This window comes from Lysobacter arenosi (genome assembly GCF_016613475.2).
Lineage (GTDB): Bacteria > Pseudomonadota > Gammaproteobacteria > Xanthomonadales > Xanthomonadaceae > Lysobacter_J > Lysobacter_J arenosi.
In genome coordinates, this window is the sequence record NZ_CP071517.1 from 2,220,219 (window position 1) to 2,237,868 (window position 17,650).

General features: G+C 65.5%; 18 protein-coding genes and 1 tRNA gene. 4 read left to right on the forward strand and 15 right to left on the reverse strand.

Translation table 11 applies throughout. The annotated features are described in order from the left end of the window. Window positions 1-5 precede the first annotated feature (5 nt). From HIV01_RS10375 to HIV01_RS10390, 4 genes are all read right to left on the reverse strand, one after another. Window positions 6-1,283, reverse strand: a complete 1,278-nt coding sequence (locus HIV01_RS10375; protein WP_200606915.1) for an ABC transporter ATP-binding protein — start codon at window positions 1,281-1,283, stop codon at window positions 6-8. Continuing rightward, complete coding sequence (locus HIV01_RS10380) at window positions 1,280-2,074, reverse strand: ABC transporter permease (RefSeq protein ID WP_200606916.1); 795 nt, start codon at window positions 2,072-2,074, stop codon at window positions 1,280-1,282. Before HIV01_RS10380 ends, HIV01_RS10375 begins: the two co-directional genes overlap by 4 nt. A gap of 88 nt (window positions 2,075-2,162) precedes the next feature. Further along, window positions 2,163-3,629, reverse strand: a complete 1,467-nt coding sequence (locus tag HIV01_RS10385) for a glycosyltransferase family 4 protein (protein WP_200606917.1) — start codon at window positions 3,627-3,629, stop codon at window positions 2,163-2,165. A gap of 25 nt (window positions 3,630-3,654) precedes the next feature. Then, window positions 3,655-4,839: a cystathionine gamma-synthase gene (locus HIV01_RS10390; protein ID WP_200606918.1), complete on the reverse strand. Its 1,185-nt coding sequence runs from the start codon at window positions 4,837-4,839 to the stop codon at window positions 3,655-3,657. Window positions 4,840-4,891: 52 nt separating this feature from the next. Between HIV01_RS10390 and HIV01_RS10395 the strand changes: the two genes are divergently transcribed. Beyond that, on the forward strand, window positions 4,892-5,902 hold the full coding sequence (locus HIV01_RS10395; protein ID WP_200606919.1) for a hypothetical protein: 1,011 nt from the start codon (window positions 4,892-4,894) through the stop codon (window positions 5,900-5,902). Between the two features lie 26 nt (window positions 5,903-5,928). Here the strand turns inward: HIV01_RS10395 and HIV01_RS10400 are convergent, their stop codons facing one another. The 5 genes from HIV01_RS10400 to HIV01_RS10420 form a co-directional block, all read right to left on the reverse strand. Then, the gene (locus tag HIV01_RS10400; protein ID WP_200606920.1) at window positions 5,929-6,876 is read right to left on the reverse strand and encodes a 2OG-Fe(II) oxygenase family protein; all 948 of its coding nucleotides are present in this window, start codon (window positions 6,874-6,876) and stop codon (window positions 5,929-5,931) included. Next, complete coding sequence (locus tag HIV01_RS10405; RefSeq protein ID WP_207526921.1) at window positions 6,876-8,252, reverse strand: pyridoxal-phosphate dependent enzyme; 1,377 nt, start codon at window positions 8,250-8,252, stop codon at window positions 6,876-6,878. The genes HIV01_RS10400 and HIV01_RS10405 overlap by 1 nt, the downstream gene beginning before the upstream one ends. A 143-nt stretch (window positions 8,253-8,395) precedes the next feature. Beyond that, on the reverse strand, window positions 8,396-8,614 hold the full coding sequence (locus tag HIV01_RS10410) for an HP1242/YdcH family protein (protein WP_158733494.1): 219 nt from the start codon (window positions 8,612-8,614) through the stop codon (window positions 8,396-8,398). A 432-nt stretch (window positions 8,615-9,046) separates the two neighbouring features. Continuing rightward, window positions 9,047-9,928, reverse strand: coding sequence for an OmpA family protein (locus HIV01_RS10415; protein ID WP_245156777.1), 882 nt, complete (start codon window positions 9,926-9,928; stop codon window positions 9,047-9,049). Further along, window positions 9,925-10,302, reverse strand: a complete 378-nt coding sequence (locus tag HIV01_RS10420) for a DUF4398 domain-containing protein (RefSeq protein WP_200606924.1) — start codon at window positions 10,300-10,302, stop codon at window positions 9,925-9,927. Before HIV01_RS10420 ends, HIV01_RS10415 begins: the two co-directional genes overlap by 4 nt. A 113-nt stretch (window positions 10,303-10,415) precedes the next feature. On the opposite strand from HIV01_RS10420, the gene HIV01_RS10425 reads away from it, so the two are divergent. Continuing rightward, window positions 10,416-11,528 carry a PilT/PilU family type 4a pilus ATPase gene (locus HIV01_RS10425; RefSeq protein ID WP_158733496.1) on the forward strand — a complete coding sequence of 371 codons (1,113 nt, stop codon included), beginning with the start codon at window positions 10,416-10,418 and terminating at the stop codon, window positions 11,526-11,528. 51 nt (window positions 11,529-11,579) lie between these two features. Here HIV01_RS10425 and maiA read toward each other — a convergent pair whose 3' ends face one another. The 5 genes from maiA to rplM all read right to left on the reverse strand — a co-directional run bounded on the left by maiA (window position 11,580) and on the right by rplM (window position 14,500). Further along, window positions 11,580-12,251 carry a maleylacetoacetate isomerase gene (gene maiA, locus HIV01_RS10430; protein WP_200606926.1) on the reverse strand — a complete coding sequence of 224 codons (672 nt, stop codon included), beginning with the start codon at window positions 12,249-12,251 and terminating at the stop codon, window positions 11,580-11,582. A gap of 76 nt (window positions 12,252-12,327) precedes the next feature. Beyond that, entirely contained in the window at window positions 12,328-13,311 is a 984-nt protein-coding gene (locus HIV01_RS10435) for a fumarylacetoacetate hydrolase family protein (RefSeq protein ID WP_200606927.1), read from the reverse strand. 258 nt (window positions 13,312-13,569) lie between these two features. Next, window positions 13,570-13,644: transfer RNA gene (locus tag HIV01_RS10440), tRNA-Gln, on the reverse strand. A gap of 24 nt (window positions 13,645-13,668) precedes the next feature. Next, window positions 13,669-14,061 carry a 30S ribosomal protein S9 gene (gene rpsI, locus HIV01_RS10445; RefSeq protein WP_200606928.1) on the reverse strand — a complete coding sequence of 131 codons (393 nt, stop codon included), beginning with the start codon at window positions 14,059-14,061 and terminating at the stop codon, window positions 13,669-13,671. A 10-nt stretch (window positions 14,062-14,071) separates the two neighbouring features. After that, window positions 14,072-14,500, reverse strand: a complete 429-nt coding sequence (rplM, locus tag HIV01_RS10450; RefSeq protein WP_158733500.1) for a 50S ribosomal protein L13 — start codon at window positions 14,498-14,500, stop codon at window positions 14,072-14,074. A gap of 167 nt (window positions 14,501-14,667) precedes the next feature. Between rplM and HIV01_RS10455 the strand changes: the two genes are divergently transcribed. Further along, window positions 14,668-15,861, forward strand: coding sequence for a (Fe-S)-binding protein (locus HIV01_RS10455; RefSeq protein ID WP_200606929.1), 1,194 nt, complete (start codon window positions 14,668-14,670; stop codon window positions 15,859-15,861). Window positions 15,862-15,870: 9 nt separating this feature from the next. Next, complete coding sequence (gene coq7 / locus HIV01_RS10460) at window positions 15,871-16,515, forward strand: 2-polyprenyl-3-methyl-6-methoxy-1,4-benzoquinone monooxygenase (protein ID WP_200606930.1); 645 nt, start codon at window positions 15,871-15,873, stop codon at window positions 16,513-16,515. Window positions 16,516-16,790: 275 nt separating this feature from the next. On the opposite strand, the gene speD is transcribed toward coq7, so the two are convergent. Further along, complete coding sequence (gene speD, locus HIV01_RS10465; RefSeq protein WP_200606931.1) at window positions 16,791-17,585, reverse strand: adenosylmethionine decarboxylase; 795 nt, start codon at window positions 17,583-17,585, stop codon at window positions 16,791-16,793. Window positions 17,586-17,650: the final 65 nt, after the last annotated feature.

Below are 17,650 nucleotides of genomic sequence, written 5' to 3' on the forward strand. Positions count from 1 at the left end.
GTGACTCATTCCGTCGGCTTTTCGCCGGATGTGGAAGTGAAGGGCGGAGCCTCGTCACGCACTACGGCGAACGACGCATCCAACCAGTTGGAGCCGATGAATACAGGCTGCCCGGCATTCATGACCTCGAATACGATCAGGTTGTCGACCCACTCGAAGTTGTCGTTCAGATGGGTATCGCTGCTCACCAGTGCGGGCGAAACCGAGTAGGAACCCGGCCCCAGACGGCAGGTGAAGTCCAGCGTGTAGGTGACAACCTCTCCGGCCCGTACATCCTCCTGGATCTGGTCCGTGTGCCAGGTGTTGCTGCCCCAGATGACGTGACCTTGTTTGTCACGAAGCATGAACCCGAGCACGAGTTGCGGCAGATCGACGCAGACTTCGGCTTCGAGCACGAGGCGGAGTTTCTGCCCGACCATGGCGAGGGAAACGTTCTGGCCACTCGCGGCATCGACGAGCTTGATGCTGCGCACCCTGGCCTTGCCATTGCCGCTGCGGGTCATGACCCAGCCATCCTTGTCACGCCGCTGCTCGACCGATAGTTTCTCGTTCTCTTTTCGCGCGATGAGCGCGTTGTAGTAGTCGATGACTTCGTCAGGAGTGCCGTCCTTGAGGACTTCACCCTTGTCCAGCAGGATCACCCGATCACACAGGGTTTTCACGTCACCCAGGCTGTGCGAAACGAGCATGATCGACACGCCCTGGTCGCGGAACTTCCGCATCCGGTCGAAGCTCTTGTGCTGGAAGTAGCTGTCGCCGACGGACAGCGCCTCGTCAACGATCAACAGATCCGGCGTGAAGGCGGTTGCCACGGCGAACGCGACGCGGACTTGCATGCCGCTCGAATAGGTTCTGACCGGCTCATCAAAGTACTCGCCCACCTCGGCGAAGTCCTCGATGGACTGCATTGCCGCCTCGATCTGACTCTGGGTGTAGCCCATGAGCCCGGCGGAATGGAATGCGTTCTGGCGACCAGTCAGTTCCGGATTGAAGCCCATTCCCAGCTCCAGGATCGCGGCCACGCGGCCTGTCCTGGTCACTCGCCCCTCCGTAGGCTGCGCTGTGCCTGTGATCAGCTTCAGCAACGTGCTCTTTCCGGCGCCATTCTGCCCGATGACGCCAATGGCTTCGCCCGGCGCAATCGAAAAGGAAACGTCGCGCAGCACCCAGTGCTCCTCGCGCGGTTGCGCCGGCAATCCAAACCAGTTGGCTGCCCGCAACCACTCGCTGCTCCAGACGCGATAGGCCTTGCCAACACCTTCGACTCTCAGCTCACCACTCACAGGGCATCCACCATTTCAGGGCTGGCGCGACGAAACACCACCAGCGAAGCCACAACCAGGACGCCCGTACCCAGGGCAAGCCAAAGCAACTCACCCCATACCGGCGGCTTGTTGTAAAGCAGCACGTTCTGGTAGCTGGTAATCAACGGATAGAGCGGGTTGTACTTGAACCACTGGGTTGCCCGCTCCGGAAGAATATTGATGTTGTAGACGATGGGAGTCAGCCAGAACCAAGCCTGCATGATCACGGGGACAACCTGGCCGATATCGCGCATGAACACATTGAAGACGCCAAGCAACATGCCGATCGACATTGCCAGGCCCAGGGTCAACAGCATCAGGGCCGGCAACCAGATTACCTGGCCCTCCGGAAAGTGACCCATCGCGGCGAACACGATGAATATGGCCAGGAGCAGCAGGACACTGTTGACGAGCACGACGCCGCCAGCAATCAGCGGAAGGCAGATGCGCGGAAAGGCCATCTTCTTCATGAGGCCGCCGTTGTCGATGAACAGCGTCAGCGATCGGGTGATGGCATCGGAGAACAATGCCCAACCCAGGGTTCCTGACATCAGATACAAAGCGTAGGCGTACTTGTTGTCGATACCAGGCAGCTTCGCGGACAGAACTTCCGAGAGGATGGTGGCGAAGATCAGAACCTGCGCAAGCGGATGAATGATCATCCACAGGCCACCCAGCTTGCTCCGGATGAATCGGAGCCGCAGTTCATTCTTGATCGAGGAAATGACGAAATAGCGATATCGCCAAACAGCCAACAATAGATCTTTCATTGATATGTCCTTGGCGCAACCAACGAATGCACCGGTGCGCGTCCATGATACGAAGCAGGCTGCAGCGGCCACGCGGATTGAGTACGCATCATCCGGCGTCCAGGTTGGATCCGACCGCGACCAACAACTGATCGGCACTCTGCTCCCAGGTGATTGCGATATCGTCGCGCGGCATGGGCGCCTGGCCGGCGCGCATCAGCTCACGCCAGTGGCCGATGGCGGCCTGGATACCCTCTTCTGCCTGGCTGCGGAAGAAGTAGGCGCCGTCCCCCGCGACTTCGCGGAACTCAGGGAGATCACGCAGGATCAACGGCAGGCCGTGTTGCGCCGCTTCGACAATGGGCAGGCCGAATCCTTCGCCGTAGGAACAGAACAACAGCGCATCAGCTGTGTCGTAGCAAGCCTGGACGTCTTCATCGGTTGCACGCCTCAGCCAGAACAGCCTGCGCCCCATCTGCGGGTGCGACTCCAGTCTGGCGAGGAATTCCGGCAACCCCCAACCGTAGCGACCGACGATGGTCAGCGTGACGTCGGCACCTTCGGCCGTACTCCATATCCGTTCGAACGCGTTGAGGGCATCTACATAGCCCTTGCGTGGCTCAACCGTTCCGACCATCAGAAACGACGCGCCATCGAGCCTGCGCGCCCGCCTGCCCGCATTGACTGATGCAGGAGCCGGAGCCCCGAGCCGGAAACTCGAGATCGAGATGCCGGCCTTTCTGCCGTCGCGGGCAGATAGCCATGCAGCGAAACGCTGTGCCACGGCTTGCGAGATGCATGCCACGCCGTCAGCCAGGTCACCCACCGCCGCCAACCACTCCAGAAACGATTCGCTGATGTACCCGGGGACGCAATGCGGCAGGTCCACCGGTAGCAGGTCGTACACGACGATCTCCACATGGACCTGTTTCGACCGGAGCTTCTCCAGCGCGACACGAAAAGTGCCGGCATGATCTCGCAGCAGATCCAGGCCGAGGAATACATCGCCGCGCCCGACATCGATTTGCCGACCCGCATGCGGGTCGGCGAATGATCCGAACAGGTGCCGCAGATCGCCGGACGCCGAAACGTACGTGCCTTCGCGCGTCAACTGGACCGGCACGACTTGCCAGCCTGCAGGTGGCGACAGCAGCCATTCGGAGAGGATGCCCTTTACCGTGTGCTGTATTCCGCCCTGAAGATTCTCGATTGCAAGCTCAGTTACATCCACCAGCAGCAACCGATGTTGCTCAGGCCTCGGGCGAGCTTCGGCGAACTCGGTCACCGAGCGCAGGCGCGGCGGTCCCGCCTGCTGCACCGTGACGCCGGAGCGCAACCTCCGCAAACCGTCCAGACCATTCCGAAGAAACCGGGTCAAGCGCCAGGATCGGCTTTCTATCGTCCGATCGAGCTCTGCGCGAACCTGATGCAGCGTGTGCTGGGTTTCCGCCAGCTGGCACTGCAACGTCCAGTTTGCCCGTCGCCAATCCTGGTTGGGAGGCGAGTAGCGCGCATCTTCGGAGTCAACGACGTCGACGATGCCTGGAAGCCCATTGCTCCCCTTCGACGAGATCATTTCGAGTTTCCACTGAACTGGCTGGTCACTTCGCGTCTAGCGCCCGCTCAAGCTCGATCCGCAGATCGTCCAGATCTTCAACGCCGACGCTCAGGCGCACCAGATTGTCGGTAATCCCCAGTGCAGCCCGCCGCTCCGCCGGCACCGACGCATGCGTCATGATCGCCGGATGGTTGATCAGGCTTTCCACGCCGCCCAGTGACTCGGCGATGGCGAACAGCTCGCAGCGCTCCATCATGCGCCGCGCGGCCGCTTCGCCGCCCTTGACGTAGATGCTCACCATCCCGCCAAACCCATCCATCTGCCGCTTCGCCAGCTCGTGCTGCGGATGCGACTTCAGGCCCGGGTAAAGCACCTTCTCGATCGCCGGGTGACCCTCGAGCCACTCCGCCAGCGCCTGCGCATTCTCGCAATGCGCCTTCATGCGCAGGTGCAGCGTCTTCAAGCCACGCAACGCCAGGAAGCTGTCGAACGGACCCTGCACGCCGCCGATGGCATTCTGCAGGAAACCCATCTGCTCGGCGATTTCAGCATCGTCGCCGACCACGGCCATGCCGCCGACGATGTCGGAGTGACCATTGAGGTACTTGGTCGCCGAATGCATGACGATGTGCGCGCCCAGCTCGAGCGGGCGCTGCAGGATCGGCGAACTGAAAGTGTTGTCGACCACGACGATCAAACCGCGCTTGCGCGCGATCGCCGCGATCTGGGCGATGTCGACCAGCTTCAGCAGCGGGTTGGTCGGCGTCTCGATCCAGACCATCTTGGTTTCGGGGCGGATCGCCGCCTCGAAGGCTGCCGTGTCGCTCAGGTCGACCCAGCTGAAATCCAGTCCTGCCGAGCGGCGACGGACGCGCTCGAACAGGCGATAGGTGCCGCCATAGACGTCGTCCATGGCGATGACATGGCTGCCCGTGTCGAGCAGCTCCAGGATGGTCGAGGTCGCCGCCAGGCCCGAAGCGAACGCGAAGCCGCGGCTGCCGCCTTCCAGACCGGCCACGCAACGCTCGTAGGCGAAGCGGGTCGGGTTGTGGCTGCGCGAGTACTCAAAGCCCTGGTGCACGCCCGGGCTGGCCTGCGCATAGGTCGAGGTGGCATAGATCGGCGTCATCACCGCACCCGTGGTCGGGTCCGGCGATTGTCCGGCGTGGATCGCAAGCGTCCCCAAGCCGGGCTTGTGGGCCCCGCCTCCGGCGTGTCTATCGGTCATCAAGTCCTTCCAGTTCCGCTAGCATGGGCGGCCGCCGATTCTAACATCGCCCATGACTGCTCCCAGCCGTCTGCCAGGCGACTTCAGTCGCAATGCAGCCTATCCGCTGTTCGCCTTCGATCCGGTTCAGGCTCAGGCCTGGGTGCTGCACTTCGAGCCCGGGGACTACCAGCGGGCCAGCTTCCTCGACCGCCGGGCGATGCAGCACCGCGAGGTCTCCGGGTGGGTGCTGTCGCGGGCCGAGGTGGACGCTGCCGTGGCCGACAGGCCGGACGGGCTGCCGCTGCACTGGCTGTTCCACATCGGCCATTGCGGCTCCTCGCTGGTAAGCCGGCTGCTGGACCTGATCCCCGGCGTCCTCGGCCTGCGCGAGCCCCTGCCCTTGCTGACCCTGGCCCATGGCCGGGGAGACCCGGCTACCGACTCGTGGCGGGTCCCGGTGGTTTCCCTGCTGGCCCGCGGCTTTGCCGACACCGCCGCGATCGTGGTCAAGCCGACCAGCGTGGTCACGACCCTCGCGCCGACGCTGCTGGCCGAGGGCGGCCGGGCCTGCCTGCTGTGGGTGGATCTGCAGACCTGGCTGGCGACCATGCTCCGCGACGAGCAGCTCAAGGCCGGGGTGTTCGACACCGAGCCGCTGCGGCTGCAGTCACTCGATCTCGCCAGCGCAACCACCGATGGCGAGCGCCTGGCCCGGGCCTGGCTGGCCGAGCAACTGCGCTGGCAGCGCCTGGCCGGCGACCCGGCCATCGCTCCACGGCTGCTGGACCTCGACTTCGCCAGGGTCATCGCCGATCCGGCCGGCGCGACCGCACGGTTGGCTGCGCACTATGGCCTGGCGGTGCCCGCGGACTGGGTCCAGCGGATCGCCGGGTCCAGGCTGCTCAGTCGCTACGCCAAGGACGATGCGGTGCATTTCGATGCCGACGCTCGCCGCCGTGAGCTGGCCGCGGCGGCGACCCGGCACGCCGACGCCATCGCCGAAGGCCTGCAATGGGCTGAGCGTGCGATCGCGCAGACGGGCACGGCGGATCTGCTGGAGCGGCTGCGACCGCGAGGTTGAGCGTTCGCCCCGCATGGGGCGCGACATCACGCCAGGAACGTCGTCATCGCATAACGCGTGCCGCGCTCGACCGGCAGCACCTCGTGCAGCATCGAGCACGAAAACACCAGCGCGGCGCCGGTGACCGGCGAGAACCGGCTCAGGCCGAACTCCGGATAGCGGAATTCGCCGCCCTCGTAGTCGCCCTGGTTGAGGTTTACCGACAGCGCGAAGCGGCGATGCGCGACGTCGGGGGTCTCGTTGTCGCGGTGGGCGCGGAAGTAACCCGCGCCTTGCGGATAGGCCAGCAGCTTGAACGGGTCACGCCGGCGCACTTCGAAATTGAATACCCGCGCGATCTCCGGCAGCGCGCGTCGCATCAGCCGCTCGTGCATGCGCGCTTCGAGCGCCGGATCGCGCGGGATGACCTCGCGGCGCTGCTTGATCGACGGATCGACCTGCAGGCGTTGCTGGCCGTCCTCCAGCACCAGGACGGCCGAGACATCGCCACCGCCGCAATCGATCTCGAGGTGGCGGATCAGCGCCGCACACAGCTCCGGCTCGAACACATCGGGCACCTGCAGGATCGGCGCGATCAGGCCCGTCTGCGTCGGCGACAGCGCAGGTGCTGCCGCCGGCGGCATCGGCGCCACGGTCAACGGCAACGCGTGGCAAGCCTGCAAGCGCAGGTTTGCATCGGCTTGCCACAACAGTCCGCAGCCCAGTGCCGCGCACCAGCGCGTGTCGGCGGTAAAGGCCTGCCACGGCGCCGGTGGCGGGAGTGCAGCATCGGCACCGACGCAGAGCGCGACCACGCCGGCAGGCGGCGTCGGCAGCGCGCGGGCGGCCGCTTCATCGACCGGCGTCGCCAGCCACAGGGGCGCGCCGGCGAATTCGGCGTGCAGTGTCTGGCTGCTGCCGTCGTGCGCGCGCAGGCGCACGTCGGGCAGGCGGTCGCCCGGCAGCCAGCGCTCGCTCGCCGCCGCGGCGTTCATCACTGCACGCGCCGGCGCAGGAAGTTGAGCAGGTCGATGCGCGTGATCAGGCCGAGGAACTTGTCGTTGTCGACGACGATCGCGACATGGCCGCGATCGAACACCGGCAGCAGCGTCTCGATCGGCGAGCCGACGTCGATCTTGTCGAGCTTGCTGACCATCGCGGTGGACACCGGGTCGCGGAAGCGCGACTCGTCGCCGTACACGTGCAGCAGCACGTCGCTTTCATCGACGATGCCGACGATGTTGTCGCCATCCATCACCGGCAGCTGCGAGACGTCGTAGAGCTTCATGCGCTGGTAGGCCGTGACCAGCAGGTCGTTGGGTCCGACCACGACGGTGTCGCGCTGCGAATACGGGCGCAGGATGAGGTCGCGCAGGTCGCCGCTGGATTTGCGCTCCAGGAAGCCGTTGTCGAGCATCCAGTAGTCGTTGTACATCTTCGACAGGTACTTGTTGCCGGTGTCGCAGACGAACACCAGCACCTTCTTCGGCGTGGTCTGCTCGCGGCAGTACTTCAGCGCCGCGGCCAGCAGCGTGCCGGTCGATGAACCGCCGAGGATGCCTTCCTTTTCCAGCAGCTCGCGCGCGGTCAGGAAGCTTTCCTTGTCGGTGATCGCGTACGCCTTCTTCACACGGGTGAAGTCGGAGATCGGCGGCAGGAAATCCTCGCCGATGCCCTCGACCATCCAGCTGGCCGACTTCTCCGAGATCGTGCCGCGATTGATGTATTCCTCGAGGATCGAGCCGACCGGGTCGGCCAGCACCAGCTCGGTACCGGGCGACTTCTCGGCGAAGCACCGCGACAGGCCGGTCATCGTCCCCGAGCTGCCGCAGCCGAACACGACCGCGTCGACGCCGCCGACATCGGCCATCTGCCCGAGGATCTCCGGGCCGGTGCCGAACTCGTGCGCGGCCGGGTTGTCCGGGTTGCCGAACTGGTTGATGAAGTAGGCGCCCGGGGTTTCGCGGGCCAGGCGCTCGGCCAGGTTCTGGTAGTAGTCGGGATGGCCCTTGGCAACGTCCGAGCGGGTCAGCACGACCTGCGCGCCCATCGCCTTGAGGTTGAAGATCTTCTCCCGGCTCATCTTGTCCGGGACGACCAGGATCAGCTTGTAGCCCTTCTGCTGCGCCACCAGCGCCAGGCCGATGCCGGTATTGCCGGCGGTGCCTTCAACCAGGGTGTCGCCGGGCTTGATGCGGCCGGCCTTCTCCGCCGCCTCGATCATCGACAGGCCGATGCGGTCCTTGATCGAGCCGCCGGGGTTCTGTGACTCAAGCTTGAGGAAGAGCTCGCAGACGCCGGTGTCCAGGCGCTGAGCCTTGATGATCGGCGTGGCGCCGACCAGTTCGAGTACGGATTGATGGATTGTCATGCGGGGAGTTTAAGACTCCCCGCTTTCCTTCGCACCGGGGCGGCTGCCGTTGCCAGCAGCCGCCCCGGTTCCGGGAGACGCGGATGGAGAGACCGACGAGGAAGTCGCCATCCGCGGCGAGGAAGTGGGTGGGCTGAGGAAGCTCAGTGATGTTGAGTGTCGTACAGGCGGACCAGGCGGTCCTTCGCAGCCAGCTTTTCGCGCTTCATCTGCGCAAGTGTCATGTCATCGATAGGCAGTACGCCGAGTTCGGCGTCCATCACCTTCTTGTCGAGATCCTTGTGGCGCTGATAGAGCTGCTTGAATTCCGGGTTGCTCTTCATCAGCGCGTCGATCTCTGGCTGCGGTCGTTCTTCGAACATGTAAAGCCTCCTTCAGCGGTTTCGTGATCCCGCGGCCGGACGGCCGCGGACCATGCGGAAGGCCCCGCAAACGAAAACGCCCCGGTCGTGAGACCAGGGCGTAGCGGGGTCGTGGGGTACAACGAAATCGGTCGGGACCAGATCGCTCGGGAAAGGGCCGGCTTCGCACAGGCCGACCACCATGGAGCGTGGGGCCGCTGGATCCTGCGCAAGGGCTGTTGGCGTCATCGACCTGGCTCATCGCCAAGCGGAAAACAGGCCGCTTGGATAACCGACCCTACTCCTCCCATTTGCGGTCGGCAAGGCCTCCACGTGCCTGAATCTGGCGACTTCGCGCACCCTGTCGCAGTCAGCTTGGCGAGGGTCGCCGGGCGCCTGTGAATGGGCGCCCGGTAGTTGAATTTCCGTTAGTCCGCGCGCCCGTTTGCGGGGTTACTTCGACTGAACCACCACGTCGACACGATCACCCTTGCCGCTGCGACCGGAGGCTTGGACCTTGCCTGCCGGGACGCCGCCAGCGACCAGTGCATCGCGCACCGCTTCTGCCCGGCGCTGGGCCAGCTTGGCGTCACTGCCGGTGGCCTCGACCTTCACCGCCGGCGACGAGGACGCCTGTGCGTAGGCGGCCACGGTCTTGACCGTGGTGTCGCCGCCGCCGCTCAGAGCCGCCTTGCCCGAGCCAAAGCTGTCCTTCGGCAAGGCGAACACTTCCCCGCGGCTGTCGCGCTTGGCACTGGGCAGCTTGCCGCCGGTGGTGAGCTCGGCCTCTTCGCGAGCCAGCTTGGCCTGACGATCGCGGGCGGCATTGAGGCGCGCGGTCTGGGCACCGGCCACGCCCTTCAGCGCGGTCTCGACGTCCTGCAGCGACGCCGCATCGGCTTCGCTTTGCACGCGCAGGCGTTCGGCTTCCTCGGCCTGCATCTGCGCCTGGAGGCGCAGGCGCTCGGTCTCGGCACGGGCGCGGGCGGCGTCCTGGCGGCTGGCTTCAACCAGCAGTTCGCTGCGCTCGCGGTCGAGACGGTCGATCTCGCGCTGCATCGCATCGCTGCGGGCAATGGCTTCGGCCACCTGGACCCGGCGTTCAGCCACGTACAGGGCGGCCGCGCGATCGCGCTTGGCGGCCTGGTTCAAGGTGTCGACCGCCTGCCGCGCCGCCAGCCGCTCGTAGGCGGCGAACGGGTTGAGCTGGGGGTCGGCATCGAGCGCGGTCAGGCGCTGCGACAAACGGGCGGCATCGGGATTGTCGGCGGCGGCGGCCGGCGCCGTGGCGAGGGCGACCAGCAGGGCCAGGCCCAGTACGGACAGACGGTTCAAGGCTGCTCTCCCTGCAGGCGCTGGCGCAATTGGCTCACTTCTCCGCGGCGCTGGTTGACCTCGGCGGTGGCCAGGGCTTCCCGGCTCTTGGCCCAGGCCAAGTCGGCATCGGCGGCCGCGGCCAGGGCGAACCTGCGCGCCGCGTCCTCGTCGCCGGAGCTCATCGCCGCCTGGGCCTGGCTCAGGCCATTGCGGGCGACCCCCAGGTCCTGCGGCGCGTACTGGTCGGCGTCGGCGCCCTCGGCCCGGGTCACCGCCTGGCGGGCGGCAGCCAGCTCGCTGGTCGGTGGCGGCAGCGAAGCGCAGGCTGAGAGTGCGGAAGCGAGAACTGCTGCCAGCAGATGGAAACGGATTTGTGCGAAGCTTGGGCGCATTGGGGAGGCCGTGCCTTGTGGTTTGATGCCCGGCCATTGTCGGAAGCCGCTGGCGAGGTTGCAACGGTACACGTCGTTGCGGTCTGGCTGTAGGTCACAAAAGGGGTTGCAGTATGGACATCGGCTATTTCCTGAAGCTGATGACGGAAAAGAATGCGTCGGACATGTTCCTGACGACTGGCGCGCCGGTGTACATCAAGGTCGAAGGCCGGCTGTACCCCTTGGGCAATACGGGCCTGCCTCCGGGCATGGTCAAGAAGATCGCCTACTCGCTGATGGACGAAGGGCAGGTGCCGCTGTTCGAGCGCGATCTCGAACTGAACATGGCCCTGGCCCTGCCCGAAGCCGGCCGTTTCCGCATCAACGTGTTCAAGCAGCGCGGCGAAGTCGGCATGGTGATCCGTGCCATCCGCAGCGTGATTCCGTCGATCGAGGAACTGCAGCTGCCGCAGGTGCTCAAGGACATCATCATGGCCCCGCGTGGCCTGGTGCTGATCGTCGGCTCCACCGGCTCGGGCAAGTCGACCACGCTGGCGTCGATGATCGACTACCGCAACAGCAATATCTCGGGACACATCCTCACCATCGAGGATCCGATCGAGTACCTGCACAAGCACAAGAAGTCGATCGTCAATCAGCGCGAAGTCGGCCTCGACACGCACGCCTTCCACAACGCGCTGAAGAACGCGATGCGTGAAGCGCCGGACGTGATCCTGATCGGCGAAATCCTCGACGCGACCACGATGGAAGCGGCGATCGCCTTCGCCGAAACCGGTCACCTGTGCCTGGCGACGCTGCACTCCAACAACGCCGACCAGACGCTCGAGCGCATCCTCAACTTCTTCCCCGAGGCCGCGCACAAGAACGTGCTGATGAACCTGGCGCTGAACCTGCGCGCGGTGGTCAGCCAGCGACTGGTCGTCGGCAGCGACGGCCGCCGCCTGCCGGCGGCGGAAGTGCTGATCAACACCCCGCACGTGCGCGACCTGATGCGCCGTGGCCAGGTTCACGAGATCAAGCCGGCGATGGAAGCCTCGCTGGAAGAAGGCATGGAATCGTTCGACCAGTGCCTGTTCCGCCTGCACAAGGAAGGCCGGATCGACATGGAAGAAGCGCTCAAGGCCGCCGACTCGCGCGAAGGCCTGTCGCTGAAGTTCCGTCTCTCGGAAGGCTCCACCGGCGAGCACGATCCCTACGCCGAGGTCTACGACGCGGTTACGCAGTAACCGCTTCGTCTGCAGGAGCGGGCTTGCTCGCTCCTGCGTCATGGCAGGCCGTCAGGCCGCCACTTCCTCCGGCGCATCGGGCTGCCGCTCCGGACGTGCCGCATCAAATGCCGGCAGCGCCAGGCAGGCCTGCTCGATCCGCACGATCGTCGGATACTTCGCCAGGTCCACGCCGAAACGGCGCGCGTTGTACACCTGCGGCACCAGGCAGCAGTCGGCCAGGGTCGGCAGGTCGCCTTCGCAGAAGCGCCCGGTCGAAGGATGGTCGGCCAGCATCGCCTCCAGGGCGGTGAAGCCCTCTTCGATCCAGTGCAGCACCCAGTTGTCGCGCTCGGGTTGCGGCACGTGCCAGCTGCGGTCGAAGAAGCGCAGGACACGCAGGTTGTTGAGCGGATGGATGTCGCATGCAACCAGCTGCGACAGCGCGCGCACGCGCTGGCGATCGCGCGCCGAGGACGGCAGCAGCGGCGGCTGCGGCCAGGTCTCGTCGAGGTATTCCAGGATCGCCACCGATTGCCGCATCAGGCGATCGCCGTGCTGCAGCACCGGCACCAGTCCCTGCGGATTGGCCTCGCGGAACGCCGGCGTGTGCTGCTCGCCGCCCTCGCGCAACAGGTGCACGGGCACGGTGTCGTAGGCAAGGCCCTTGAGGTTCAGGCCAATGCGGACGCGATAGGCCGCGCTGGAGCGCCAGTACGAATACAGCCGCAGTTGCTCTGCCACGTCCCCTCTCCTCGCCGCATGCGGCGCTGGTCGACTTCGACGCAGCGGGATCGCCCGCTGCGCTTGCTGCAATTAATCAGCCGGCGCGTTCGATGCGCTGCTCGATTGCGCCGAACACGCTTTCGCCATCGCGCGACAGCATCTCGATGCGGACCACGTCGCCGAAGCTCATGAACGGCGTCAGCGGCTTGCCGTGCTCGAGCGTCTCGACAGTGCGCTTCTCGGCGAAGCACGAGGCACCCAGCGAGGTGTCCTCGTTGGCGACCGTGCCGGAGCCGACGATGGTGCCGGCCGAGAGCGGACGGGTCTTGGCCGCATGCGCCACCAGCTGGGCAAAACTGAACTGCATGTCCACGCCCGCTTCCGGCGCGCCGAACCATTCGCCATTGATGTGCGTGGTCAATGCCAGGTGCACCTTGCTGTCCTGCCAGGCATCGCCGAGCTCGTCAGGGGTGACGAACACCGGGCTCAGCGCCGAGCGCGGCTTGGACTGCAGGAAGCCGAAGCCCTTGGCCAGCTCGTTCGGGATCAGGTTGCGCAACGACACGTCGTTGACCAGGCCGACCAGCTGGATGTGCGCGGCCGCCTGCGCCGGCGTCGCCGCCATCGGCACGTCGTCGGTGACGATCACCACTTCGGCTTCCAGGTCGATGCCATAGTCCTCGCTCGGCACGCGCACCGGATCGCGCGGGCCATAGAAGCCGGCGCTGACCGCCTGGTACATCAGCGGGTCGCTGTAGAAACTCTCCGGCACTTCGGCGCCACGGGCGCGGCGGACGCGCTCGACGTGCGGCAGGTAGGCCGAGCCATCGACGAATTCGTAGGCGCGCGGCAACGGTGCAGCCATGGCGGCCAGGTCCACGTCGAAGGCACCGTCTGCGCTGCCCGCATTGAGCGCGTCGTACAGGGCGTTCAGGCGCGGAGCGGTGTTGGACCAGTCCTCGAGTGCACGCTGCATCGTTTCAGCGATGCCGGTGGCGCGCACGGCGCGCGACAGATCACGCGAAACCACGACCAGCGTGCCGTCACGACCACCTTCCTTCAGGGAACCAAGCTTCATCGAAACTCCAGATTCGAGCGCGAGGGCGCATTAGTTTCAATTGTAACCGCCTCGCGGCACACGAGGCGATGGGCTTTGCATTGTAGGAGCGGGCGTGCTCGCGATAGCGGTCGCGCGCAGGTCGCACCGGTCGCGAGCAAGCTCGCTCCTACCCACATTCAAGGCGTCCCCATTACCAGCCACAGTACGTAGCGCGGCCACCAGACCAGACACGCAGACAACAAAAAACCCGCCTTGCGGCGGGCTTCTTGTTTGATATGGCAGCCCCGGATGGATTCGAACCACCGAATGCCTGAGTCAGAGTCAGGTGCCTTACCGCTTGGCGACGGGGCTATGCAATCAATTTTAGCGCAGAAATTAGCGCTTGGAGAACTGGGTAGCGCGACGTGCCTTGTGCAGGCCGACCTTCTTACGCTCGACTTCACGGGCGTCGCGGGTCATGAAGCCAGCCTTGCGCAGCTCGGACTTCAGGGTTTCGTCGTACTCGACCAGCGCGCGGGCGATGCCCAGGCGGATCGCACCGGCCTGGCCGGTGATGCCGCCGCCGGCGACAGTGACCACGACGTCGAACTTGTCGGTCGACTGGGTCAGCTCGAGCGGCTGGCGCACGATCATGCGCGCGGTCTCGCGACCGAAGAACTCATCCAGCGGACGCTGGTTGACGACGATGTTGCCAGCGCCCTTGCGCAGGAACACGCGGGCGGTGGAGGACTTGCGGCGGCCGGTGCCGTAGTTCTGCTGGATTGCCATGTGATGTCTCTTAGATATCCAGCTGCTGCGGCTGCTGGGCGGCGTGCGGATGCTCGGAGCCCTTGTAGACCTTGAGCTTGCGGTACATGGCACGGCCGAGCGGATTCTTCGGCAGCATGCCCTTGACGGCGGTCTCGATGACGCGCTCGGGATGGCGCTCAAGCGCCTGGGCGAGGGTCTCGGTCTTCAGGTTGCCGATGTAGCCGGTGAAGCGGTGGTACTGCTTGTCGGCGAGCTTGTTGCCGGTGACGGCAATCTTTTCGGCGTTGATCACAATGAGGTAGTCACCCGTATCGACGTGCGGGGTGAAAACCGGCTTGTGCTTGCCGCGCAGGCGGCGGGCGAGTTCGGAGGCCAGGCGACCCAGGGTCTTGCCCTCGGCGTTGACCACGTACCAGTCACGCTGGACGGTCTCGTTTTTGGCGGTAAAAGTCTTCATGACGTGTCTGGTAGGTGCGTTGTCGGGCTGATTCCGCAGGCAATCCGGCTGGGCCGAACCGCAGAATTTCGCCACGCGCTGTGAAAGAAGCGGAATCATAGCGGGCCAGGCGGGGCCGCGCAACCCATTGGACTGAACACAAATAGCCGGGTGCTAGCATTTCTGCGATGCCAACCCCCGCCCCAGCCCCTGCCCCGCGCCAGCCCGACCCCCTGGTGGCATTGGCTGACCGCTGCGTGCAATGCGGCCTGTGCCTGCCGGCCTGTCCTACTTACGGGGCGGCCCGCGTCGAGAGCGAATCCCCGCGTGGCCGCATCGCCCTCGCCAAGGCCTGGGCCGTGGGGACCATCGAGCCGACCGCGGCCGGCGAGGCCCACCTGGACCACTGCCTTGGCTGCCGCAGCTGCGAATCGGTATGTCCGGCGGGCGTGCAGTATGGCGAATTGCTCACGACCGCGCGCGCAAGGCAACGGCAGCGACGCCTGCCTGGCTGGCAACAGCGCGGCATCGAGCGCCTGGTCCGGCGGCCCCGGCTGCTGGCTGGCCTGCTGGGGCTGTACCGCCTGCTCCGTCCCTGGCTGCCGGCTCGCTGGCGGCGCTTGCCTGCCCCGCCAGCCCCGGTCGCTGGCGCAACCGGATCGCGGACGGATTCCCGCATCGCGCTGTTTACCGGTTGCGTGGCCCGACCCTATGAGGCCGGACTGCGCAGAGGCCTGATCGACTGTTTGGCCGCCATGGGGATCGCCATCGCCGAACCGGCCGCGCAGAACTGCTGCGGCAGCGTGCATGCGCATGCCGGCAACGAGGACGCCGCCTCGGCATTGGCGCGGCAGAATCGCGACGCCTTCGCCGGCGCGCAGACGGTGCTGACGCTCGCCAGCGGTTGCCACGAATCGGTGGCCCGATCGCTGGATGGCGCGGCGCGCGTGACCGATGCGATCGAATTCCTCGAGGAACAGATGCTCGCCCGCGGCACCGCGCTGCGTTGGCGCCGCTGCGACGAACGCATTGCACTGCACCTGCCCTGCACGCAGCGCAATGTTGTGCGCTCGGTCGCTTCGCTGCGGCGGCTGCTATCCGCCGTTCCGGGCCTGCAGGTGATCGAGCTCGACCGGGGCCTGGGCTGCTGCGGCGCCGCCGGCGTGCAGATGCTGGCCGAACCGCAGCGCGCCGACGAGTTCCGCGCGCCGCTGCTGGAGCAGCTGCACGAATCCGGCGCCACGCGCCTGCTCAGCGCCAACATCGGTTGCCGCCTGCATCTGGCGGCGGGTACCGGGGTACTGGTGCAGCATCCGCTCGAGTTCCTTGCAGGGCTGGTCGAGGCGACCCCTTCATCGGCCCCTTCGGCCGTGTCCGGGTAAACTTCCGCCATGGACACGACACGCGAACTCACGCAACTCGACCGCTTCCTCACCGACACGCAACGTGCGCTGGACACCGTGTTCGGCGCCCCTGCCGCGATGCGCGCCAACCCTTCGTCCGATGTCGCGCAGATCGAACTCGACGACGACGAGCGCCAGCACTCGGCGGGCCTGATGCGCATCAACCATGTCGGCGAGGTCTGCGCGCAGGCGCTGTACTGCGGCCAGGCCGCGGTCGCGCGCGATCCGGCGACGCGCGAACACCTGCTCGAGGCGGCGCAGGAGGAAACCGACCACCTGGCCTGGTGCGCCGACCGCCTGCGCGAACTCGACAGCCGCCCGAGCCTGCTCAATCCGATCTGGTATGCCGGCAGTTTCGCCATCGGCGCACTCGCCGGCCTGCGCGGGGACGGCTGGAACCTGGGCTTCGTGGTCGAGACCGAACGCCAGGTCGAGGCGCATATCGACGAACACCTCGACTCCCTGCCCGCCGCCGACGCGCGCAGCCGCGCGATCCTGGAAGTGATGAAGGCCGACGAGGCGCGCCATGCCGACAACGCAGAAGCCGCCGGCGCGCGCATCCTGCCGATGCCGGTGCCGACGCTGATGGCGGCGGCGTCGAAGCTGATGAAGGCCGTGGCATACAGGCTGTGACCTGAGAACAACGTCCATGGGTTCCCGCCTTCGCGGGAGTGACGGGTAATGGCCGAAGTCCATGCAATCAATTGCCGAAGCGTCGTCCGCCGGGTCGGGGATTGCGCAGCAGTGGGCCATGGATGGCCCACGCCCCGCATCAGACAGGATGTCTGACTAAGGGGCGGAGCAATCCCCGGCCCGGCGGACGACGCCGCTCCGACGCCCTGGCCTTTCGCCTGCAGAAAAGAAAAAGGCCGGCATTGCCGGCCTTTTTCATTGCGCAACCGCTGACCTCAGTCGGCCAGGTTGCGGCCGTGGTAGAGCTCTTCGATCTCGCGCTTGAGGCGCGCCTCGATCTTCATGCGCTCCTTGAACGACAGGTTCTTGGCCTTCTCCTCGAACAGATAGTTGTCGAGGTCGAATTCCTTCAGGTGCATCTTCGTGTGGAAGATGTTTTCCTGGTAGACATTCACGTCGAGCATCTCGTAGCGCGACTTGATGTTCTTGGCCAGGTAGTCCTGGATCGAATTGATCTTGTGGTCGATGTAGTGCTTGCGGCCCTTGATGTCGCGCGTGAAGCCGCGCACCCGGTAGTCCATGATGACGATGTCGGACTCGAGGCTCTCGATCAGGTAGTTCAAGGCCTTCAGCGGCGAAATCACGCCGCAGGTCGCCACGTCGATGTCGGCGCGGAAGGTCGCGATGCCGTTGTCCGGATGCGTCTCCGGATAGGTGTGCACCGTGATGTGCGACTTGTCCATGTGCGCGACGACGGCGTCGGAAATGATTTCCTTGCCCGCGTCCTTCTTGTCGATCACCGGCTCCTCGGAAATGAGGATGGTCACCGACGCGCCCTGCGGATCGTAATCCTGGCGGGCGATGTTGAGGATGTTGGCGCCGATGATCTCCGCCACATCCGTCAGGATCTGCGTCAACCGGTCGGCGTTGTAGGCCTCGTCGATATACTCGATGTAACGACGGCGCTCGTCCTCGGATGCCGCGAAGCAGACATCGTAGATATTGAACGAGAGAGCCTTGGTGAGGTTGTTGAAACCCTGCAACCTCAGGCGAGGCAACGGCTTGACCACGGTGGGGGGTCCCGGTACGGCGGTGAGGGGCGAGATTATGAGGCAATTGTCGTTACGGGGGAACG